This is a genomic window from Bartonella sp. B30(2025) (genome assembly GCF_053793825.1).
In genome coordinates, this window is the sequence record NZ_CP200034.1 from 1,111,708 (window position 1) to 1,134,800 (window position 23,093).

Here is a 23,093-nt window from a genome sequence, read left to right on the forward strand (position 1 = left end):
CAAGTACTCAATATGTTTTTAGCATTGCTCTGGTTTATCCCAAGAAATGAAAACAGTTGCTATCAACTGCTGATATGGAGCAAATACAGGTACAACAATTTTTTACCGAATATTTTTCAACTATTTGATAGTGCTTACAAAGCTTTTTGATCTTTAGAGGCAACTTTTTTTGCCTTATCTTTAAGATTTCATGAGAACATATCTTATTGCAGTACTTTTCTGATATACTGTTTTACATTTCTTTTTTCAAAAACCTTTTAAGCAGACTCTGCATAAGTTGGTATCACAATTGTCCCAAAATCTTGTATAAAACCATCATCAAATGAACCAGAATCGTAATATGAATTATTATTTGTAGAAAAATTGAAACATGTTTTTTTCATACCAATAATTGTTTTCGCCGCCACTCCAAATTCGCGTTCATAGTCAAAAAGCTCTTCCACCAATTTATAGCGTGTCGCTCCACTATCTTTGCCGAAAGCAATAACAGCACTTTGTGCTCCAAGCAGAACAGCACGACGCACATTGTTTACAGGCTCAGAATCATCACTTTCTGGTGCTATTTGCTTGATACCCTCAGTAATATGTTCAGCTTCACGCAAAATGACCCCATTATACATGCCCAGCGACCCATCAAATATGGGATTTTTTATGTTATTTCCACTATAGATAGCTTTCGTAATGTCCAGCCACTGCCCTGCTTCAGTATTTGTCCGTAATTGTGTTACCTGTGTTGGGTGGAGATAAAGTACATAAACATTTTTCCCATCGACACGCACTGGTCTAACTTTTGGGTTTGCGAGCTTAGCGCGTTCCACAGCTTTATCAATAAGCTTGAGACTAAAGACATCATTTTCATCTAAATCTTCATCTGCTGTTTTTCCATTAGGTCGTATAATGCGTTTATCCGTAGCTGGTGTTGGTTTATTAAATCCGTAATGTACTGGTAAAATAAAGTTCTTTCGTCCTTCAAAGACATTGTGGTCTGCAGTATACCCACAAACGTGGAGAAAAAACATCGTGCTTAAACGATCTGCATACCAATCTACCAAAGCGTTTTTGGCTTCTGTGCGCAAATCATATATGACTCTCTGCTGATCTATTGTTCCTTCATTTCTTACACGTACAGCATGAGAAAGCTCATTAATAGCCACACGATCACTGAAAAAGTGTAGATGTTCTTCACTACCCTCAAGTTGTTCTCCTTCACTCACTCCGCTTCCATATAATTGCATGCGCAAATTAAAGCTAATTGAGTCACCACTTGCTTTATTCGCTTCATCTTTTAACTGTATGATACTGTTAGAATCTTTTCCGATTAACGAAGCAATAGGGATTGCTTTTGAAATTTCCTGATTCAAGAGTTTAGACCATATACACACAGTCTTTTGATCATTGATTCCGATATAACTTGTAGACATTTTTCCCTCTTAAAATTATTGATATAAAAAAATCGGCAAAATGCCGATTATTTGCTATCCACATTATTCATTTTTCAAATGATGGATTGGTTTGTTGCGTGTTTATATGGATTTTATTGAGAGCATCTTCTTTTTCTAAAAGATGCTTTTTCATATACCCATCTTGGAGAGGCTTCTTTTAAGCATTCTTACACGAGAGATCTTGCTTTATTTTTTTCCTTTCATCCAATCACCTCTCACAATTTTTTTGAGAGATACTTTCTCATAGATTTCTTTTTTATAGCTACTTTCCCTGCATTAAATGGTTAAACGCAGCTTTATTTTTTGGATCACTAATCCAGGTACTAAATTCTGTTTCTGGCATTTTATCGAGCATATCCAAAGAAATAGGACCGCTAGGCGTTAATCCGTTAGAAGCTGCCAATGTGCGTGCAGAATTGTGCTTTTCTTGCAAATTTTCAACAGTATTGCTTTGGGGGTTTGTATAACCAATATTTTGCGCAATAGAATAGATGACTTCTGCAGGATTTTTATTTTTCTGCGCACAATGCTGCAAGATTTGTTTCAATTCATTGCCAATCACTGTATCCACAACTTGTTGATTAGCCATTTCTGGATAGATTGAAGAGAAAGCAGCCAATTGTTTGGCACGCATATCATAAATAAAATCTGCTGCTTTATCAAAATCATGGTATTTTTGTTTAACAGCAGCAACAGATTGCTGATAAAAAGAATGCAGTTGTTCAGCTTGAGAAGTCGCATGATGTTGTTGTTTGGTGTGCAATAGTTCTTGTTTATGGAGTGTTTTTCCTAACCATTTCATATATCCCATAAAATCTTTTTCTGGGTCTGGGGGAACATCTCCTTTTTGTATATCTTTTTCAATTTGTTGTGGCAGACTTTCTTGATGTGCTAGTAGTTGTTGATCTTTTTCTTCCAACGCTTGTAAATTGACTTCAAGCGTTTTTCCCTCTGCTTCCTCTTTAAACTGGTTGCCTTTTTCTTCTTGTATTGTTGGCGTAACATCCTGTTTCAATTGATTTTGTTCTTCCAGTGTTAATTGTTCTTGATCCATTTTATTGACCTTCTCTTTTTTCAGACCATAGGATTATTTTATGTGAAGCAGCTTATTGTTGAGCGTTTGCCATCTGCAAAATAGCTTGCATTATTTGCTCTGCTCCAGCACCTTGTTGTGCTTGAGCCTCTCCGCTATGTTGGGAGGAGATCTCTTGCTCTTGTTGCAGTTGTTCCTGCTTGAGTGCTTTTACAGCAATTTTGTGAATGAGTGATGCCGGCAAAGGTGAATAACGCAAAAGATCGAGCATAATATCTGGTGTTATGAAACTTTGCATTAAAGGCAGTAATTGCATAATAATAGCAAAAGTGCGTTCTTTTTCATTGAGGCTTGTTGGTGCATCATCAACAACAATATCATATTCCAAACTTGTAATCATTTCACGCGTCAGTGGCACATATTGCGCATTTTCATCTCCTGCAATCCGCACTAACCGCCCATCAGAGAGATAGTTTTGAATGAGATAAAGAATAATTTTTCCCTGTCGTTGGCGGTATCTGCGTAAGCCGTCAAAGAATGAAGCGAGCAGATTGAGTGAAGATTGACGCCGCTGTTCTTCAAGAACACCTGGTTGGTTAACCGCACGCGTCCCAATAAATTCAGGAGACAAACCTGTCACTTGCGAAATAGCGTTTTTTGCCTCGTTAAAGAGTTGAAAAAAACCTTGTGGGAATTGCGCTACGGGTTTTGGTTGAATCTTACCACCTGCCACAGCACCACTTTTAAGCCAAGTAATACTATCTGCTCTAGCCCAACTTTCCACAGCTTGACGATCATCATCAAAAGCATCACGCTCAGCCATAATTCCACCTTTTGATTGGCTATTGAGCAAATGCATCACTTGGCTAAAATATTTATTCGCCCAGCGTTGAGGATCTTTTGTTGGTTTAATAATTCCATAAAACTGTCGACTTAGTTTATCAAAATATCCAGTAATACATTCCCAGCCCAATTGGTTAGGCGGAACCAATGGCTTATCTGGTGCATCGAGTAATTTTTTTCCTAAAAATGCTCGTTTAACGACTTTTGTAGTCAGTCTTGTTGCTTGAATGTAGGGAAAATCTTTGCTAATTTTTTGAAACTCTTGTTCTGAATAATTGATAAATTTTCCAGTTTGTGGATCGAGAACTTTATAAAGAACCTCCCTCTCGAACCAGCGGCATTCAGCTAATGTAACCATTTTTGGTTTCTGTGCGCTCTCTATTCCATAAGAATTTTCGTCATAGCTTTGCGTATTATCATCGCTTGCTTTATGCAAAAAGATATTATGTTTAACCCAATCCGCATTAAGATCGCTCCAATGAACATTAGGAAACATTTCTTGAGCAACTTCAAGAGGTTTTTCATCAATATACCACACACGCTGTGCATCGATGAGATTTGGTTTTATCGCACTTGTATCCCAAACCATCTTCATAGGATCTAATCGTGCAATAACAGGTTTTCCCTGCGGATCCTCTTCAAAATCCAATCTCGTATCTGTCCACCCCATTCCGCAAATGATAGCATCTTGGAAAGCATCAGAATCTTCGTATTCGCCATCGGCTTCATCACGAAACCATTCAGCAGCTCCTGTTAAAATTTGATTTGCAAAGGCTGCACCTTCTTGTCGTGGAATAAATTGCACTTGTCTTTTATTGTTTCTCTCGGTACCAATCACAGCATTGACCAAAGGAGCAATCCGGTTAAAAGTCATTACTGGTCTGTTTTGTTCTCTAAGCAATGCGATATCTTGGTCATTCCATTGGCGCCCATTATAAAAGTCATAGTCTTCTTGAGCATTTTTTCGCCATTGTTCAACATGGGTTATATCATCTTGATACCAGCCGACGAGTTTTTTAAAAAGAGCTTGATGTTCGAGCGTTTCAAATTGATGAAAAGAGTCTGTAGAATTATTCATTAAAAGGCCATCCATGAAGTTTGAGAATGGTTAGAAGTTCGATAAGAATTTTTTTTCGGTCGAAGAGTTGGTTGTTCATAAGCAATACAAAGAAGCCCGAAACTATCGGCTCCATGGCTTGCCCAATCATGTTCAGCACCCAATCCAATATTGCGCTGTTCATCTCGTTTTTCGTGATACCATGCGAGTGCTTTTCGTCCAGCTTTTGTTGTTTCACGATTAAACCATATAGCAGGAAACAATCGCCTTACGGCTTCAATGCGCATTTTCACAGCGCCTACTCCCTGATTAGGGATAACTTTTGTTTGAAATCCGGCTTGTTGAAGTGCACTTTCAAAACTGACATTATAAACGCGATCTTTTGTCGCGCCATCATGGGGCAAGACCATCAGCCCCTTATCGTATCCCTTTTGGAATATCCATCCTATATGCTCTGATAAAGGCTGTCCCTGCGCTTCATAGTAATCAAGAACGCGGATTTCTCGTCCGACAAATTGAGCCACCCACAAAGCGGTAGCATCGGCTTTTGCACCAGTTCCACCAATATCCCAAAAAACTTTAATCTGCATTAAAGGATCGCGTGGCACAGTGGTAATACGTCCTTCTTGCTCTGCTTCCAAAAGAGCTTTTTGATAATAAGCCCCTTGAATAGATTGAAGAAATTCGCCTTCCCAAATATGTCCATACTGTTCTGGTCTTTGCTGCAAATCTGCTTTTCGATCTCGATTGAGCTTTTTTGGAAACTTCGGATTATCGCGCCAATTGATTTCAGCGCCTTTGATATTGGGATCCAAAACATTTCGAAAACGTTTTTCAACGGGCGCATTTTCTCGGCAAGGGTTCCATGTCACCCATAGCTCTGCGTTCCAATCTTTTCCTTCTTCGCGCAATGTTGGAATAAGGGTTTGCCAAGCGGCTTCTGTCACAGGTTCAGCCTCATCCACCCAACAAAGAAAGATGCGTCCCATCGACTTAATACTGGCGATATTGCGATCAAGACCAGAAAAAACGTAAACAATTCGCCCATCTTTTGATTTGATATATTTATCGCCAACTTCATAATAATCTTGTAAAAAAGAATAAGATTCAATTGCACGTTTAATTTCTTCTAATGAACTTTCATTAAGTGAATTTTGAAATTGTCTCGCACAAAGAATAATGCCCCGCTCTCCTGCTTTTCCATGCCGATATCCGACTACAGCCGTCATCAAAGCAAAAGAACGGGTTTTTCCAGATCCGCGTCCGCCCCAAGCGGCACGTATATCTGCTTTTCCAGTAAAAACAGGGATCAATTTTGGAATGAGAGCAACTTGAGTAATTGTCATTTTGATTTTGTGACTGAGAAATAGAATTCTCTCTCGTTTTTTAAAGGAAATTCTGAAAGATCGTTTAAAGAAAATTTTTCAACACTGATTTACCAGCAATCTTCTTTGTTCTGTTTTTTCTTTGAGTGGATTCCACTGCGTACCAATCACACTGCACAACAGTATAAAAAAAATATAAAATTGATAAGATTTTGTATGATTATAAGCGTTAATATGTGCAAAAAGAAAAGTTTTTATCTTCAAGCGCTACAGTGTTCTAACAACACCATATCCTCAAGCATCAAGATCATCTGATGTCACATTCTTTGAAACGACTGGCACAATCTCAACACGTGAAATTGTTTTACCATTGCTTTTAGCCTCTGCGGCTCCTTGTAAAGGTAAAACCTTTGCCAGCAGCGAAAAAAAAGGGACAGGGTTATTGAGTGCATGATATTGCAAATAAGATACCAATCCATCTTCACCATATTGGGATCCAGCCTGCTCTGCAGCAGCAAGCAGAGCTTCATTAAAGCGTTTTGCTGTTTTATTTAACGCACCTTTTGGCCGCCCTCTTTTGCGCAAAGGAAGGCACTTCTCATTTTCTTTTACCATCATGTTCCTATAAAAAATAAGATCTGATTTTATTGCATCAAAATCAGAAAAATTTTAATAATAATCAATAAGGTAACTTATATAACATTCTCATAATATCATGTATCTTTCGTGGTGCAATTGTGCATAAATTTAAAATGCTTGTTTCATCACTTATTTTAAATGGTACAATTTTTGCGGCTGCCTTTTGATGATTCATTATTTCTCTTTTATCTTTGATCAACAGTGCCCATTATCACTACTCTTAATAACATTGCAGTCGTGTTTTTCTATTCGCTCACTCATATTACCGTGATCTGCTTGCCTTTTTTGTTTATTGCTCTCTCTATTTCTGGGAAATTGAATTATAGTCTTTTTTAAAAAGCACACCGGCATTTTCATTTCCCAATGAAAATATAAAAAGAGAAAATAACAGCGATCCCCAAAAGTAATATTATAAGGATATACTCATCAGAGCTAAAAGAGAGAAAAAATCTCTTCAGAAGAAAGCCAACAAGATTCTTTTGGTCCTTTTGGTTAAATATGACTGTCCGTATAATTAAGATCACAGATAGAATAATCTTAGCAAAATTACTCAAAAAGAGACTGCATCCTCTCAGAAATTTCACTCTTAAAAGGAGCATGACACCTTAAAGGAGCATGACATTTTCTTTATTGAAACCGCTGACTGCAAATATTGAAACTCTTTGCCATAGGGTCTTTGCAAGATAAGCTCTTCATTATATCTTAACCAAAGCCCCTTGTAGATGCTACATCGCTGATTATAGATTAACCAGCATTTTCTGACAGAGCTATGAAGACAAATCCAGAAAATTAGAAATCCAGTACTCCCCTCACACACTTTCGCGTTTGCAAGAGTTCACTGAAATCACAAAAACTAAAGACACTTAAAGAAGACAATCTCATAGAAGCGAGATCTTTGCTTTCATCAGACAACTGAGGAAAATATACAATTCCGATTATGTTGTAATGATAGCCTTTTAGATTTACCTTGTCAAGTTTTTATATTTTAGAGTTATCCTTTTAAGTATTATTTTCTGCTTGTGTAGTAGGTAAAAAAACTAATTTATCGTCTTTTTTTTCTACGGTGACATTTGTTCCATCTTGAATTTTTCCAAACAAGATACTTTCAGCAAGAGGGTCTTGAATTTCTTTTTGGATAACACGTTTGAGAGGTCGCGCTCCATAAACAGGATCATATCCTTTATCAGCGATGAATTGTCGTGCTTCTGGTTTGATATGGAGGGTTATTTTGTGTTCATTGAGCAAATTTTGCAACTGTTGTATCTGAATATCGACAATTTTTTCCATATCATGACGCTGTAATCTTTGAAAAAGAATAATCTCATCAATACGGTTAAGGAACTCTGGACGGAAAGCTGCTCTTACAACCTTCATGACATCTTCTTTTACCTGATCCACACTTTGTCCTTCTGGAAGCGCGGTTAAGAATTCAGCTCCCAGATTAGAAGTCATAATGAGCAAAGTGTTTCGGAAATCGACGGTTCTTCCCTGACCATCAGTCAAACGTCCTTCATCGAGCACTTGGAGCAAGAGATTAAAGATATCAGGATGTGCTTTTTCAATTTCGTCAAAGAGAATAACTTGATAAGGTCTTCTGCGCACGGCTTCTGTCAGTACACCTCCCTCTTCATATCCGACATATCCTGGGGGTGCCCCAATCAAGCGTGCACCAGCGTGTTTTTCCATATATTCTGACATATCGATGCGCAGCATTGCATTAGCGTCTTGGAAAAGAAAAGCAGCAAGCGCTTTAGCTAATTCGGTTTTTCCAACACCTGTAGGTCCTAAGAACAAAAAAGATCCGATGGGTCGATTTGGATCCTGCAACCCTGCTCGTGCACGTCGTACGGCGCGCGCGACCGCTTGAACAGCATTGTCTTGTCCTACAACACGTTTTTCAATTTCGTCTTCCATCCGCAATAGCGCTTCTCGCTCTGCTTCCAGCATACGATCAACGGGAATTCCTGTCCATTTTGAAACGATACGAGCCACATGTTCTGCGTTCACAGTTTCTTCGACAAGATTATTTTTTTGGTCATCATTTTCCGCTAAACTCAGTTGCTTTTCCAGTTCTGGAATAACACTATAAGCCAGTTCACCAGCTTTTTGGAATTGTCCATTACGCTGTGCAATAGCTAAAGAATTACGTGCATCTTCGAGCTTTTTTTTCAAATCAGCAGCATGTCCCAATTTTTGTTTTTCTGCCTGCCAAGCACTTGTCATTTCTACAGATTGTTGCTCTAACTTTTCGAGTTCATCTTGTACAGTTTTTAAGCGCTCTTTTGCTTTTGGATCGACTTCTGTTTTCAAAGCTTCCTGTTCGATTTTCAACTGTAAAATCCGTCGATCAATAGCGTCAAGTTCTTCTGGCTTTGAATCAACTTGCATACGCAATCTTGCGGCAGCTTCATCAATCAGATCAATGGCTTTATCTGGCAAGAAACGATCGGTAATATAGCGATTAGATAAGCGTGCAGCAGCAACTAAAGCATTGTCTGCCAAGCGCACTTTGTGATGTTGTTCGTATTTTTCTTTAATCCCGCGTAAAATAGAGACTGTATCATCAAGGGTTGGTTCAGCAACAAAGACAGGTTGGAAGCGCCTTGCCAGAGCAGCATCTTTTTCAACATATTTGCGATATTCTTCAAGAGTCGTAGCGCCCACGCAATGGAGTTCCCCGCGAGCAAGAGCTGGTTTTAAGAGATTTGAAGCATCCATAGGTCCATCGGATTTTCCTGCTCCGACCAGATTGTGCAATTCATCAATAAAGAGAATGATATGTCCGCTTTCGGCTTGCACCTCAGCCAATACTGCTTTTAAACGTTCTTCGAATTCCCCACGGTATTTTGCTCCAGCAATAAGAGCTCCCATATCCAGTGCATAGAGCTGTTTATCGCGCAAAGTTTCAGGCACATCACCATTAACAATTCGCAATGCGAGCCCTTCAACGATTGCGGTTTTTCCCACTCCTGGTTCACCAATGAGAACGGGGTTATTTTTGGTGCGTCTTGAAAGTACCTGAATAGTCCGGCGAATTTCTTCTTCTCGTCCAATAACAGGATCCAATTTTCCTTCTCGAGCATCTTTTGTTAAATCCCGAGCATATTTTTTGAGAGCATCATATTGACTTTCTGCGTGTCGACTTGTTGCTGTTTTTCCTTTACGAATCTCGTTAATTGCTTGGTTTAACGCTTGCGGAGTTAGTCCTGCGTTAGTTAAACTCTCAGCTGTTTTTGCAGCTTTTTCCATTAGAAGCGCTTGTAATACACGCTCCACCGTTACAAACTGATCACCAGCCTTTTGTGCAAGTTCTTCTGCCATAGAGAAAACTTTTGCCAAAGGCTGGGATAGATAAAGCTGTCCATTTCCTCCCTGCACTTTTGGCATAGCCTCAAGGGATTCTTTTAGAGATTTTTGAATGAGAGAAAGATCCCCACCCGCTCTTTGGATCAAAGAGGCTGCTAACCCTTGGGGATCTTCTAACAAGACTTTAAGCAGATGTTCCGGTGTAAATTGTTGGTGGTCAGAAGCGAGAGCATTATTTTGTGCTGATTGTAAAAAACCTTGAACACGTTCGCTATATTTTTCTAGGTTCATTTTTTTCCCTTTCGTAACCACCACAGCCCTTTAACTTCTTAAAGGCTCTTAAAAAAAATTAACAAAATCTTGCCTTGCAGCACCAACAACGCAGTATAAAAATAGCTATAATGTAGCCATAAATATGGGTTTCTATAAGAGGTAGTACAAGGGGAAAGAACTCTAAATAAGGAAAAATTATGGCAAAAGCCCTCACCACGAGAAAGAGACAAGCCTCTCTCTCCATGTGGACGGTTTTTTTGACTGTTTGCTCTTTGACAAGAGAAAAGAAAGCGATATTCTCTTAATTCTCAATACTCTATGTTAGGTATTCTATTTTTTTCTACTTTCTCTCTCCAATTCCCACTGCTCTTATTTTTTTGATACTCTGCTTTTTCTTTCCTTTATATTGATTTTCAGTTGCAGTTTTAGAAACATTTTATCTCACCTAAACCTAAGAGTTATGGCAATATGTTTACAAATGTCTCTCTCTCCAGGCTCAATCAACATTGTTGATGCCATAGACAAAAAATTTTATAAGACTGTTGTTTTTGCTTTTAAAAGTGCAACTACAGCTTCTAGGTAATGGTGAATAGAAATCACATGGGACACAATAAACCAATAAAATGAGAGGGGTATGTTCAACTGTTTTATGGGAGTGTTGCGCAATATTTTTGACATTTGCAAAGAGTAGATTTTGATATGCTTTTACAAGTTTTCTCCAAAATCGTATTCTAATAGCATAATTTAGCTAACATTTTGTAGAAACTTCATTTTTTGCGATCATGATTTTGACCCTCCACTTAAAACGCCCATTATTCTCTTCATCTTTGTATGAAAATATATATCACAACTGCCCAATATAGATAAAGTTAGCAGTCACAATAGATAAATAATACTGATAGAGAGACTGATAGACACTTAGGGTTATTTTTTGCACATTCTCAAAAAGACTCCGTACCCCCCTCCTAAAAGGAAACGAGCAAAGTGTGTTCCATGAAAAGCGATGACACTTTACTTTTAAACAAAATAAACAATTTTGAATTATATTCATATAATTTCTAGATCTATAAGAGCTTATGAAACGGGATAGATGAACTTATCTACTCTACTCTTTCTAAGTCAAAAATATACAATATCGCTCTACGTTAGCTACCTATTGGTAAAATTAAATATTTACGGATAGAGAAAAAACAAAAGTAAATGTCCCTTAAACCAACCATCTTGCAAAATTTCTACAAAAGCTTGTTCATTTTTTATAGGGACTGTTGTGATGCAAGAGAAAATACTTCTCTAAACATAGTGTGAAATGAACAGAAGAGTGAATATTCTGAAAAGTTGCCAAGAAGCTTATTCAAGCATCAACGATAAGGACAAAATGAAAGGAACTTTACCATTAAAAAACTGCATCAATCGCTCATCAAAGTCAAAAAGCATCTTTAAAAACAACACAAAACACAGCTTAAAAGCCTCCCAAGAAAAAAGATGTGTTATCATAAATCAATAAAAATCTTTTTGCATTTTCATCATTTTAATCTGATTTTAAAGGTGACTTTATTCTTTAATTGTCTTTTTTGCTCAAAATTATATTTGGAAAATAGCACGTTTAGTTGCAAAAATTATGGATAAGAAAAAATTAATTTTGAGAACAATGCAACAAAAACTTTAGAAAAGCGTTTTAATGACAAGGGATCATGAAAAGCTAAAAATTTAAACCAATATCTACTCCGTACAGTGATAAAAATTTTTACGTTTTTAATGAAAACGACATTTCATGTTTCACGATTTCTTTTTTGCTGTGCGCTTATCATCCATACATTTCATTATTTTTGAGCGCATAAAAGTGAAAAGGATAAACGTGAAATAAAGAACTGCTACCTTTTACAAATACTCTCATATTTTTGGGATGAATAACCGCACAAAATGACACAATGGAGGAGATTGCAATTATGTTTATTCCGTTTTTAATTGCTTTCAGTGCAGCGGTTGCCACTGTTTATGGCAAAAAAAATCTAAGTTATGTTTTATGGATAATTTTGCTCGCGGCCATTCTTTTAATCTTTAAGCAGCATGCTACGTCTGTTTTAAATTTATCTTTTTAGGAGATAATGATGGAAAATACTGAACAGAAAAATTATGATTTTGTCATACTTATGAATGCTTTAGGGTTAATCTCATTATCTCTTGTTTTGATAATAGCCTTCTATTTTCAATTAGAGAAATCTGAATTGCCATGCCCTCTTTGTCTTCTTCAACGTGTGGGCTTTATACTTGCTGGATTCGGTTTTTTCTTCAATATATACTATAAAGTTAAAAATACCCATTATGCCATGATTATTATTGGTTGTATGGTAACAATCCTTGTAGCTACTCGACAAATACTTTTACATATTATGCCGGGAGAGGCTGGATATGGCTCAGCTTTCTTTGGAATACATTTATATAGTTGGGCTTTTATTACATCAATTCTTTGTATTCTTGGTGTTGTTTTGATAATGATTTTAACGGAACTTACGAACAAATTTAAAGTACTTCCTTCTTTGCCGTTATTAAAGAAAACAGCAAGTGCTTTATTTATATTTTTGATTGCAGCAAATCTAGTTTCTACTGTTCTAGAGTGCGGAAGTGGGCAATGTGTTGGTAATCCTGTCAGATACGAGTTATTACATCATTGGTTTTCTTCTTAACTGTAAGAGATTTCTATTGAAAAAATTTAGAATCAAAGAGATTTTGTAGATCTTAATTTGATCCGAGAGATCTCTTTGTAAAAGATCAGAAATTTATATATTTCAGCCTTTACCTAAACTGCAAAAGATATTCTTTTTATAAAAAGTGATCTCTTATAACTCAGAAATATCTTTCTTATAGAATCTTTAAAACTTATAAATGTGAAAACTTATTATCGTATTTACTTATATAATTTTTTCTGTATATCTGTATAAGCGTTAAAATGTAAATAAGACAATAAAAAGAACAAGCAACAGACAAATATGTCATCACAAAAATGCGCTCTTACTATCTATTGTAAAAGTCTATCAAGACATAATGTCTTCAAAATAAAAATTTATAAATGAGAGTTTAAAAGTAACCAACATAGCTAGTTGCTGAAAAAAATTAAAAATGACAAAAAGTGATAAGGATGAGTTTTTGTCACTATCTATCGCATATAGAGAGGTGCAATTTTATCAAAAACTTTCCCGCAAGAAGGCAAGATAAAAAAAATCCTTTTCTTTCTGTTGAATTTTTGTTCACAAAACTAGAAAAATAAGATATGAACGCTAAAAAATAACCTGCAAGTAAAATTAATGCAGAGAATTATCGATTTTACGAATATTTGAAATTATTTACAAATTGTAAAGGAAGTCATTATTTATGTCCAAAGAAGAAGTTTTGGAATTTTCTGGTGTTGTGACTGAACTCCTCCCTAACGCTATGTTTCGCGTGAAATTAGAAAATGATCATGAGATTATTGCCCATACCGCGGGAAGAATGCGTAAAAATCGTATTCGTGTGTTAGCTGGTGATAAAATTATGGTTGAGATGACCCCTTATGATTTGACAAAAGGGCGTATTACTTATCGTTATAAGTAAGTTATAAAAGATTTTTACTTTCTGTTAAAAACAGAGGTATTTTTGCAAAATACCTTCTTTATTTTTGCAAGAAATTTTCTCTCAGCAAATGAAATACGAAAAAATGATTTAGCGAATTTAAAGAAGATAAGCGGGGGGGAGATGGTTCACAAAAGAGTGATGCAAAACTCATAATATGAGGATGAGAGGTCACTTTCAAGAGGTTGAAAATGGGAATCATAAGGGGAGTCTGCTTAAAGAAAACGCATCCAGAAGAAGTACATTTGGTGCTTGCTTCTGCTTCACCACGTCGTTTGGCTCTTTTATCACAACTTGGTCTTGACCCTCACACTGTTTTGGCACCCAATATTAATGAAACGCCAAAAGTAAAAGAACATCCTGCAAATTTAGCAAAACGTCTAGCAAAAGAAAAGGCGCTCAAAGTGCAGGAAACTTTGCAGTTGTACAAACAAAATAGAAAAGAAGAATTTGCAGGACAAAAAACCGTAATTTTAGCCGCTGATACTGTGGTTGCTGTTGGACGTGTTATTCTACCTAAACCAGAGAATAAAGACGAAGCTTATGAATGTTTACGATATCTTTCAGGGCGTGTACACAAAGTGTATGGCGCTATTTGCGCCCTCAATGAAAGTGGAAAAAAAACTGTAAAATTAGTTGAAAGCCGCGTCCGTTTTAGACGATTGACCTCCCCCATGATGGAAGCTTATCTTTCATCTGGAGAGTGGGAAGGAAAAGCAGGTGGCTACGCTATTCAAGGGAAAGCTGGTTCCTTTGTTGTCTATATTTCTGGATCCTATTCTAATATAGTTGGCTTACCCTTAGCTGAAACAATGGATCTCCTTACTTCTTACCACTACCCTGTTATTTCTCATTGGATCAAGGAAATAGCGTAATAGAAAATAACAAAATAAAATAGTCTCAAGATTCACAAAAAAGGGAAGCGAAACAAAAAAACTGCATAAACAAGCCATGAAAGTATAAAATCAAACATGTCAAAAGAAACAAATGCAACAAAAAGAGAGAAAACTTTAAAACGTTCTCCGCACCCTTGTCCAATTTGTGGTCAGACATCGCAACAAAATTCTTATCCTTTCTGTTCAACAAGATGTCGAGCTCTGGATCTGAATCGATGGCTTTCAGGCGCTTATATCTTGCCATCTCCATCACAAAAAACAGATGAAGAAGAATAAAAATACAGCAAACTTTTGAACAACTATTGAGAAATGAGCGTTTAGCTCATCTTCATTTTGCTTCTGAATATAGTAAAAGAGATCTCATCAACCTATTTTTGTGTTCATAAAGCGCAAGCATTCATGCCTTTTCAGTTTTATAATAAAAAAACTTTTCTCTCTTTAAATTGCTATGTTGAATGCTCATTTTCTTTTTCATAGTGATAAATGCTCTTAGCAATGCAACTTACTTCTCTTTTTCCGGGATGTATTTTAAAAGAGAGAGAGAAGCTTTTGTACCCAATCACACTTCAATTATAAAACAATATCTTCATTTTATCATTTTACTGTTGCTTAATAGCACACTTTACAGTTTCTATACTATCGTAAATAACGAAAGAATTTTTTTATTTTACATTCATATTGTCATCTTTTCCTTATAGAATAAATAATATGTCTTCAATAAGCGTGTCATTTGTAAAAAAAAATGGCATTTTTATTTTTCACTTTTTAGATCTCTATTTTTACTTAAAATGGTCTCTAAAACCTGTTTTCAACGTGCATCAAAAAACTGTTGCTGTGTATAAATTTACTTTGCAAAATGAATACAAACTTTTAAAAAACAATGGGGGGGAATCACATTATATCTTTGAAAAGGATGTTTAATGACTAAACAATCATATGACGTAGCGATTTTAATGGGTAGTCAATCTGACTGGCAAACGATGCGTCATAGTGCGGATATTTTAAACTGTCTTGGAATTTCCCATATTTCTAAAATTGTTTCAGCACATCGCACCCCTGACCGTCTTTATCAATTTGCGAAAGGTGCAAAAGAAGCAGGCTTTAAAGTTTTGATTGCTGGCGCTGGTGGAGCAGCCCATCTTCCTGGTATGTTAGCAGCTCTCACCCCACTTCCTGTTTTTGGTGTTCCCGTACATACACAATCGTTGTCTGGTCAAGATTCTTTACTTTCTATAGTGCAAATGCCAGCTGGGATCCCTGTTGGTACATTAGCGATAGGCAAAGCAGGTGCTATTAATGCAGCCCTTTTATCGGCAGCAGTGATGGCTGTTTATGATGAGAATTTGGCGCACCGTTTAGCAGATTGGCGCCAACAACAGACAAATAGTGTTGAACAAACTCCTATTGATTGAGATTTAAGATGACAGATTCTGTATCGTCCAAGATTTTTTCCTCATCTGATCATTCATCACCTTCCTCTCATATGCTCGCTTCAGGGAGTACGATTGGTTTAATAGGTGGGGGGCAATTAGCCCGCATGTTAGCAATAGCTGCTGCAGAACTTGGGTTTCAAACGGTTGTATTTTGTCCTGAAGCAGATTGCCCTGCATCACAAACAGCCAATCAACACATTGTTGCATCTTATGATGACAGTTCCGCATTAGATCGCTTTATTTCTCTGTGCGATATTGTGACCTATGAATTTGAAAATCTTTCACTTTCCATGGTTAAATATATAGAAAAAAGCAAGAGTGTTTATCCACCATCCAGGGCATTGGAGATAACGCAAGATCGTTTATTTGAGAAACAATTTTTGAATGCAGAGGGTATTCGCACAGCCTCGTGGCATCCTATTGATGACTGTTCGTCTCTTATTTCTAGCCTTTCCGCATTAGGCAATCGCGGTCTTTTAAAGACACGCCGTTTTGGTTATGATGGAAAAAATCAAATAATGCTAGATCATTCAAATGAACAGGCCATTGTCGAAGCTTTTACAACTTTTCAAGAACAACCACTCATTTTGGAAGAAATTGTTCCCTTTTTATCTGAAATTTCGGTTCTTTCAGCACGCACACCGCAAGGAGAATATATTTTTTATGACTGTCCTGAAAACCAGCATCAAAGAGGCATCCTTCACAAATCGTTTGTTCCCTCTCGTATTCCACTGCATGTACAAAAAGCTGCTCAAGAAATTAGTGTACAAGTTATGGATAGCCTGAATTATGTCGGAGTTCTTTGTATTGAATTTTTTGTCTTAGCAGATGGCACTCTTTTAGTGAATGAATTAGCACCCCGCGTACATAACTCTGGTCACTGGACTCAAAAGGCATGCATAACATCACAATTTGAACAGCATATCCGTGCCATTTGTGGGCTTCCTTTGGGCAGCACCTACCGTCATAGCGATTGTGAAATGACCAATCTTCTTGGCAATAATTTTGGAGAATTCAAATATTTTTTAACGCAAGACCGCACATCGGTGCATTTATATGGAAAAAACTCTGTTCAACCAACCCGCAAAATGGGGCATGTTATCAAGTTAACGGGTCCAGCAAATAAATCTGAGGAGTCATAGGGTCTGCAACAAAACAATAATCTTTACCTTATTATCAAGACAATGTCTTTCGCCCAATTATGATGTCTTTTAGCGAAACGCTTCAACGCAAAATATAAAGAAAAAAAGACGCTCTTTTCATTCATTTTTTAAGCACGCTCTTTAAGTCACATAAACAATATAAATTGCTTTGCTTTTTTCAAAAAGTCTCTTAGAGCTTCTTTAAAAACATTCTTAGCCCTGTTTACTTCAAATAACTCTTAAGATATTTTTCAACAATGTGTTTTTTGTATTATTCTGCAAAGCTTTTGTTTTTAATGCCTCCCTTTTTTCTCACACAATAATTTTTCATTTTACTTTGCACAAATTTAAGCACATATTTTAGTTCTTATCTTAGAGTTCCTTTTTATGATAAACGTCAGAATTTATAAAGATTCTTTTCCTTTAGCTTTTTGCTCTCTTTGTCATTTTTTACACTTGTAACAGCTATCTTGTATGCTTTTTTATCTTCTTTCTCTCTTGTTTGCATTTCTCCATTTACTTACCTTTTGGACGTTGCATTTATCCAAAATTTATAAATCTTTGTTTTCTATTTTTTATATTCATTGTTCCTGTTTTACTGATTTACATTTTCATGCTTATAAGTAAGATCAAGACAATATCGTCTTTCACCAACATGATATAAACAACAGTTTAGTGTTTAAAAACATAGTTCTCGACTTTTTAAAGAGATACGAAATATCACTTTTTAGTTTTCCTATTTCTGTCTTCTTCTCTGTCCTGTTCTCTACATTTTTTCTCAATTTTATAAGGAATTTATAGAGCATAATTCTTGACAAGAATAATAGTTTTTGTTAAAGGTCTGGTGATTTATTTTTGCTTTTTAGTTATGTTATTGAAGCGCTTAAACAGATGCTTTATTTTTCGTAGCGCATTTTCTTACAGTAATCATAACAAATAAGTGTCTGGTGTAAAATTTTAATGCATTAAGGTGAAGAGAATGCGCACCAAAGCGATATCGCTGTAAGCATGGTGTTTTATTTTCTTGATATGTTGCATTGTTATGTATAAACGGTGAGTATTATGAAAATTAAAAATTCTCTTAAAGCATTAAAAGAACGCCATCGTAATAACCGTTTGGTGCGTCGCAAAGGTCGTGTTTACATCTTAAATAAAGTTAATCCACGCTTTAGAGCGCGTCAAGGTTGATAATTTTCAGAGATTAATAGTTTTTGCCTTTTTTTGGCAAGAGATTGACCATATGCTATTTTGCTTCAGAGTGCGGTGAACTATTTTTTAGTGATTCGTTTTTGATGGCGTGTTGTTATGGGAACTTCTATTTTTTTGAAAGCTTTACGATTGCGAAGCTTTTTTCTTTTTCGACAAAGTGTTTTTATTGTTTTTGTAGGGATTTTTTTCTTGCTTTCTCCTGCGTATGGGCAAGATTTTCCTGATTCTCCGTTTGATGATTATTCTCCTCAATCGCTTTTACCCTTAGATGACCTCATACCGGCCCCTTCTCCCTCAGTTCCCGATGATCCCGATGTTAAAGGAGATGCTGTAGATTCTCTTAACACATTTTCTCCCTTTCAAAACGACAGAGCCAAGCAACGAAAAGAAGCGGAAATTTCACGTTTGCTAAAAGAGCTTAAATTTTCTGCCGACGTCAGCAAAGCAAAAAAAATAAGCCAACAACTTCAACGTTTATGGTCACAATCCGGCAGTGAAACCATTGATCTTTTGATGACATGGGCTGAAAATGCTATTAGCGACAACGATTATGGTCTTGCTCTTGATTATATTGATAATATCCTTGTGCTTTCGCCCAATTATGCTGAAGCGTGGATTAGGCGTGCTTGGATTCATATTCAATTTAGTGATTTCAAACTTGCTATGTCTGATCTTAATCACGCTATCAGTCTTGAACCGCGTAATTATATTGCATTTTTTGAGCTTGGAGTTATCATGGAAGCAACTGAGCGTCCACAACTTGCTATCAAAGCATATGAGACAGCTCTTTATTATTATCCACAAATGCAAAAGCTTCAAAAGCGTGTTACCTTTTTATTAGACAAGAAATCTTCTCAGGCTCTTTGAATGCAAAGCTTTGCTTAGCTATATAATAAATTTTAAGCTCTCTCCTGTTACTTTACAGTATCTTTTCAACGCAAAGATTGCACATATTTTCAAATATTATATTGAAGCAATTTTTCGTCTAGAAAAAGGCTTATAACTATCTTATATTGCGAAGAGGTGTTCTGCGCTTCTCGACAGGAGATAACATATTCCTGAGACCTTATTGATTTCCAAGGGAGCTGTCCCTGAGAAGGCTCGTGGGCTTTTTCATATGGCGCCCACCTACTTGTGTAGGTTCTTGGGATCAACTTTTTCCATCGGCTGTTGTGGATCACCATTTTTTATGCCAATGATGCAAACTATGATGATTCTTTTCCGTATAAAGTGTTACGGTGATTTTTTTACGAAACTTATGAAAATTTTTTACGGTTTTTCGTTATTTACACAATGATTGAACAAAGAATGACACAAAAGACCACTCCTCAAAAGTCATTTTTTTCGATTCGGTCGCAGTTACGTCAACGTGGTCTCTCCCGCCGCGACGCGCTTTCTACACAAGATCGCACTCTTTATTCACACCAAGCTTGCTCCTACGTCATAGATTTTCTAAAAAAAAGCAGAGAAGATCTTTCACGCATCATTTTGTCTGGTTATTTACCCATCAGATCGGAAATAGCTCCTCATCCTTTATTTCATTTTATAAGATCTTGTGGTGGCAATTTAGCATTGCCAGCAGTGCTTGACTCAACCACAATGGTTTTTCGTGAATTTTCAGAAAACACGGTTTTAGAGGAAATGCGTTTTGGCACAATAGGTCCCAATGTAGAAAGTCGCGTTGTTATTCCAGATATTATTATCGTCCCGCTTTCAGCCTTTGATCGCCAATGTCATCGCCTTGGTTATGGAGGAGGATATTATGACCGTGCTATTGAAACTTTAACAAAACAAGGATACCAGATACGTTTATTTGGTTTAGGATTTTCGTGTCAAGAAGTGGAATCGATTCCTCATGCAGAGCATGATTTGATTGTACAAGGTATTTTTACGGAAAAAGGTTTCATAGAATGTTAAAATGTGATTAAAGCGCTTATGCGATTTTTATTTTTAGGTGACATTGTTGGAACCACGGGCTGTCGCTCTGTTTTTCAAGAGCTTCCGCGACTTATTGAAAAGTGGAAACTTGATTTTGTTGTGGTAAATGGCGAAAATGCGTCTAATGGTTTTGGCATCACGCATGAAACGTATCATAATCTTTTAGTTGCAGGCGCTGACGTTGTTACAACGGGCAACCATGCATTTAGATGCAAAGAAACATTGCAATATGCATATGAATGCGAACGGTTTTTGCGTCCTGCCAATTTTCCCACAGGCACTCCAGGAAGAGGTTGTAGTATTTTTACGGCTAAGAACGGAGCACGTGTTCTTGTTGCCAATCTTTTAGGAACTGTTTTTATGCCATGCAAGGCAGATGACCCATTTGAAACAGCTGAAAAGATTTTGGCAGCTTGTTCTTTGAATGAACAGGTAGATGCAATTATTTTTGATTTTCACGCAGAAACAACAAGTGAAAAGCAATGTTTTGGACATTTTCTTGATGGTCGCGTCAGCGTTATTGTGGGAACACATACCCACACTCCCACAGCTGATGCGCAAATTTTAGAGGGTGGCAGTGCTTATTTATCGGACGCTGGAATGTGCGGCGATTACAATTCTTCGCTTGGCATGGATAAAGAAGAACCTTTATACCGTTTTCTTTATAAAAAGAAGCGAGATCGCTACGAGCCTGCACATGGGCCAGCGACGATTTGCGGTTTAGCGGTTGAAATTTCAGACAAAACAGGTTTAGCTGAAAAGGTTTCGGCAGTGCGGATTGGTCCCCGTTTAAAGCCGGAAAGTCCAGATTTTTGGTAATCTTTTCAAGAATTGCGTGCTTTGTAGAGCCTCAGTTTTAAAAAGAATGTCCACACTGAAAACCTGTTTCATCACCTTTCTCTCTCCTATCACTTTTTTCAAAGAAGTTTTTTCTTTTACAAGAAAGCTTCTGAGCAATTGTTCTTAAAGAAAAGGAGTTCCTCCATGAGAGACATAAGTTCTACAAGAGAAACCCTTTTACAAAATCAGCTCTCAAAAGAGAGAAAGAAGATTACACTGTTACGCGTTGAATAGACGCTCCGCATTCAGCTAATTTTTTTTCCAACTGTTCAAATCCCCGATCAAGATGGTAGACACGATTAATGATAGTTTCTCCTTTAGCTGCCAAAGCAGCAATTACAAGAGAAACGGAAGCACGCAAATCCGTTGCCATCACCTGAGCCCCTTGCAGATTTTCTGTTCCATGAACTGTTGCTGTTTGTCCATCGAGCTGTATCTTTGCACCCAAACGCTTAAGTTCTGGAATATGCATAAAGCGATTTTCAAAAATTGTTTCTGTAATATGAGACGTTCCTTTGGCGCATGTCATCAAAGCCATAAATTGCGCTTGGAGATCGGTTGGAAAATCAGGATAAGCGCCTGTTTTAATATCCACGGGATTTATTTTTGTGCGCTTTTTATCCCGTCTCACACGGATACCTTCAGGTTTTATTTCTATATCAAGACCTGTTTTTTTAAGAACCTCTAACACTTTTGTCAGATGATTATGATCTGCATTTTTCAGCAAGACATCTCCCCCCGCCACGGCAACAGCCATTGCATAAGTTCCTGCTTCGATTCGATCAGCAATAACAGGTATTCTTGTACCAGTAAGTTTTTTTACCCCTTCAATGATAAGAGTCGAGGTTCCTTGTCCCGTTATTTTTGCTCCCATTGCATTTAAAGCTTGGACAAGATTTACCACTTCTGGTTCACAAGCAGCATTTTCAAGAACGGTTTTTCCGTTTGCAGTTGCTGCTGCCATAAGCATAACATGAGTTCCCCCGACAGTGATTTTAGGAAAACGGTATTGAGCACCTTTTAATCCTTTTGCAGCTTTAGCATGCACATATCCATTTTCGATTGTAATGTGTGCTCCTAAAGCTTTGAGCCCCTCAAGAATAAAGTCGACCGGTCTTGTTCCTATAGCGCATCCACCCGGCAGTGAAACATAGGCCTCTTTGCATCGAGCAAGCAAAGGTCCAATGACCCAAAAGCTTGCGCGCATTTTTTTTACCAAATCATATGGAGCGCATGTTGTTGCTATCTTTTGTGCAGAAAAATGGATTGTCCTTGAAGAGATCGTGTCTGAAGTCTCTCTTTGCCCGTCCACCGCATATCCAACACCATGATTATTAAGAATACGAATTAACAATTCCACATCAGCCAAATGTGGAACATTCTCTAAAGTAAGAGTATCTTCTGTTAGTAAAGCGGCAATCATGAGAGGCAATGCCGCATTTTTTGCTCCTGATATAGGAATAATTCCTTTAAGCTGTCTTCCACCAACGGTTTGAATAGCATCCATAATAGTTCCACTCTCTCCCTTTGAGTTTTTCTTTTCAAAGGTTTTAAACTCTTGAAAAGTTATTCTATAAGCTGTGTTTTAGAACGAGACATTAAGAAGTTTTGTTGCAAAAGTGGCGAAAAATAGTTTTTTATGTTTCTTTTTGCATTCTTTTTCGATTTTGCTCTTTTCTGCGTTTTAAATTTTCGCGTAATTGTTTCGCCAATCTTTCCTGTCGGCGTTTTTCTTTTTCATCTTGGTGATTGACTTTTTCTTTTTTATTGTTTTGAAATATTTGCGTCATTGTGCAGCCTTTTGAGCAGTATTCGTTTATTAAAAAAAAACTCATTGCTGTAATGTAAGAACTTTATGTCATGACACAAGAAAAGCTTTCTTGCAAGAATGTGTAAATGTTCTCTTGCCTATTTTTCATCAATATGGCAAAACGCAGCACAAAGATTGCAAAATGCTGCGGTAGCTCAGTGGCAGAGCACTCCCTTGGTAAGGGAGAGGTCGAGAGTTCAATCCTCTCTCGCAGCACCATTTTCTCGTAACATCATTTTCCGCCATATCGTATCATTTTATTGAGAGACTGTGTTACACTGTTTTAAATCCTGCATTGGCT

Annotated in this window: 19 protein-coding genes, 1 tRNA gene and 1 other RNA gene; 13 read left to right on the forward strand and 8 right to left on the reverse strand. The window is 37.0% G+C overall.

The genetic code is table 11. The features are described 5' to 3' along the window. Window positions 1-257: 257 nt before the first annotated feature. From V4P55_RS04680 to clpB, 6 genes are all read right to left on the reverse strand, one after another. The gene (locus V4P55_RS04680) at window positions 258-1,421 is read right to left on the reverse strand and encodes a N4-gp56 family major capsid protein (protein ID WP_455473949.1); all 1,164 of its coding nucleotides are present in this window, start codon (window positions 1,419-1,421) and stop codon (window positions 258-260) included. A 283-nt stretch (window positions 1,422-1,704) separates the two neighbouring features. Beyond that, window positions 1,705-2,496 (reverse strand): hypothetical protein, encoded by a 792-nt coding sequence (locus V4P55_RS04685; protein WP_455473950.1) that lies wholly within the window; start codon window positions 2,494-2,496, stop codon window positions 1,705-1,707. 52 nt (window positions 2,497-2,548) lie between these two features. Continuing rightward, window positions 2,549-4,396 (reverse strand): portal protein, encoded by a 1,848-nt coding sequence (locus V4P55_RS04690; RefSeq protein WP_455473951.1) that lies wholly within the window; start codon window positions 4,394-4,396, stop codon window positions 2,549-2,551. After that, the gene (locus V4P55_RS04695; protein WP_455473952.1) at window positions 4,396-5,721 is read right to left on the reverse strand and encodes a PBSX family phage terminase large subunit; all 1,326 of its coding nucleotides are present in this window, start codon (window positions 5,719-5,721) and stop codon (window positions 4,396-4,398) included. Before V4P55_RS04695 ends, V4P55_RS04690 begins: the two co-directional genes overlap by 1 nt. 273 nt (window positions 5,722-5,994) lie before the next feature. Further along, the gene (locus V4P55_RS04700; RefSeq protein WP_455473953.1) at window positions 5,995-6,318 is read right to left on the reverse strand and encodes a hypothetical protein; all 324 of its coding nucleotides are present in this window, start codon (window positions 6,316-6,318) and stop codon (window positions 5,995-5,997) included. A gap of 1,020 nt (window positions 6,319-7,338) precedes the next feature. Next, on the reverse strand, window positions 7,339-9,936 hold the full coding sequence (gene clpB / locus V4P55_RS04705; protein WP_455473954.1) for an ATP-dependent chaperone ClpB: 2,598 nt from the start codon (window positions 9,934-9,936) through the stop codon (window positions 7,339-7,341). Window positions 9,937-11,864: 1,928 nt separating this feature from the next. On the opposite strand from clpB, the gene V4P55_RS04710 reads away from it, so the two are divergent. The 12 genes from V4P55_RS04710 to V4P55_RS04765 all read left to right on the forward strand — a co-directional run bounded on the left by V4P55_RS04710 (window position 11,865) and on the right by V4P55_RS04765 (window position 20,961). Continuing rightward, a complete protein-coding gene (locus V4P55_RS04710) occupies window positions 11,865-12,017 on the forward strand; it encodes a DUF5993 family protein (protein ID WP_455473955.1) in 153 nt (50 codons plus the stop codon). Between the two features lie 9 nt (window positions 12,018-12,026). Beyond that, complete coding sequence (locus tag V4P55_RS04715) at window positions 12,027-12,602, forward strand: disulfide bond formation protein B (RefSeq protein ID WP_455475044.1); 576 nt, start codon at window positions 12,027-12,029, stop codon at window positions 12,600-12,602. 685 nt (window positions 12,603-13,287) lie between these two features. Next, window positions 13,288-13,506: a translation initiation factor IF-1 gene (gene infA / locus V4P55_RS04720; protein WP_010702900.1), complete on the forward strand. Its 219-nt coding sequence runs from the start codon at window positions 13,288-13,290 to the stop codon at window positions 13,504-13,506. A 209-nt stretch (window positions 13,507-13,715) separates the two neighbouring features. Continuing rightward, window positions 13,716-14,399 (forward strand): Maf family nucleotide pyrophosphatase, encoded by a 684-nt coding sequence (locus V4P55_RS04725; RefSeq protein WP_455473956.1) that lies wholly within the window; start codon window positions 13,716-13,718, stop codon window positions 14,397-14,399. A 96-nt stretch (window positions 14,400-14,495) separates the two neighbouring features. Further along, window positions 14,496-14,696, forward strand: a complete 201-nt coding sequence (gene yacG / locus V4P55_RS04730) for a DNA gyrase inhibitor YacG (RefSeq protein WP_455473957.1) — start codon at window positions 14,496-14,498, stop codon at window positions 14,694-14,696. A gap of 644 nt (window positions 14,697-15,340) precedes the next feature. Beyond that, on the forward strand, window positions 15,341-15,832 hold the full coding sequence (gene purE, locus V4P55_RS04735) for a 5-(carboxyamino)imidazole ribonucleotide mutase (RefSeq protein WP_455473958.1): 492 nt from the start codon (window positions 15,341-15,343) through the stop codon (window positions 15,830-15,832). Window positions 15,833-15,840: 8 nt separating this feature from the next. Next, window positions 15,841-16,995: a 5-(carboxyamino)imidazole ribonucleotide synthase gene (locus V4P55_RS04740; RefSeq protein ID WP_455473959.1), complete on the forward strand. Its 1,155-nt coding sequence runs from the start codon at window positions 15,841-15,843 to the stop codon at window positions 16,993-16,995. A 1,062-nt stretch (window positions 16,996-18,057) separates the two neighbouring features. After that, complete coding sequence (gene ykgO / locus V4P55_RS04745) at window positions 18,058-18,183, forward strand: type B 50S ribosomal protein L36 (RefSeq protein ID WP_220717794.1); 126 nt, start codon at window positions 18,058-18,060, stop codon at window positions 18,181-18,183. Between the two features lie 117 nt (window positions 18,184-18,300). Then, on the forward strand, window positions 18,301-19,071 hold the full coding sequence (locus tag V4P55_RS04750) for a tetratricopeptide repeat protein (protein ID WP_455473960.1): 771 nt from the start codon (window positions 18,301-18,303) through the stop codon (window positions 19,069-19,071). Between the two features lie 155 nt (window positions 19,072-19,226). After that, a non-coding RNA gene (gene ssrS / locus V4P55_RS04755) (6S RNA) lies at window positions 19,227-19,387 on the forward strand. A gap of 125 nt (window positions 19,388-19,512) precedes the next feature. Further along, window positions 19,513-20,121, forward strand: coding sequence for a 5-formyltetrahydrofolate cyclo-ligase (locus V4P55_RS04760; RefSeq protein WP_455473961.1), 609 nt, complete (start codon window positions 19,513-19,515; stop codon window positions 20,119-20,121). 18 nt (window positions 20,122-20,139) lie between these two features. After that, window positions 20,140-20,961: a TIGR00282 family metallophosphoesterase gene (locus V4P55_RS04765; protein ID WP_455473962.1), complete on the forward strand. Its 822-nt coding sequence runs from the start codon at window positions 20,140-20,142 to the stop codon at window positions 20,959-20,961. A 232-nt stretch (window positions 20,962-21,193) separates the two neighbouring features. Here the strand turns inward: V4P55_RS04765 and murA are convergent, their stop codons facing one another. Together murA and V4P55_RS04775 are read right to left on the reverse strand one after the other, a co-directional pair. Continuing rightward, the gene (gene murA, locus V4P55_RS04770; protein ID WP_455473963.1) at window positions 21,194-22,489 is read right to left on the reverse strand and encodes a UDP-N-acetylglucosamine 1-carboxyvinyltransferase; all 1,296 of its coding nucleotides are present in this window, start codon (window positions 22,487-22,489) and stop codon (window positions 21,194-21,196) included. A 130-nt stretch (window positions 22,490-22,619) separates the two neighbouring features. Continuing rightward, window positions 22,620-22,772: a hypothetical protein gene (locus tag V4P55_RS04775; RefSeq protein WP_455473964.1), complete on the reverse strand. Its 153-nt coding sequence runs from the start codon at window positions 22,770-22,772 to the stop codon at window positions 22,620-22,622. Window positions 22,773-22,936: 164 nt separating this feature from the next. Between V4P55_RS04775 and V4P55_RS04780 the strand changes: the two genes are divergently transcribed. Further along, window positions 22,937-23,011 (forward strand) — tRNA-Thr (locus V4P55_RS04780). The last annotated feature ends 82 nt before the right edge of the window (window positions 23,012-23,093 follow it).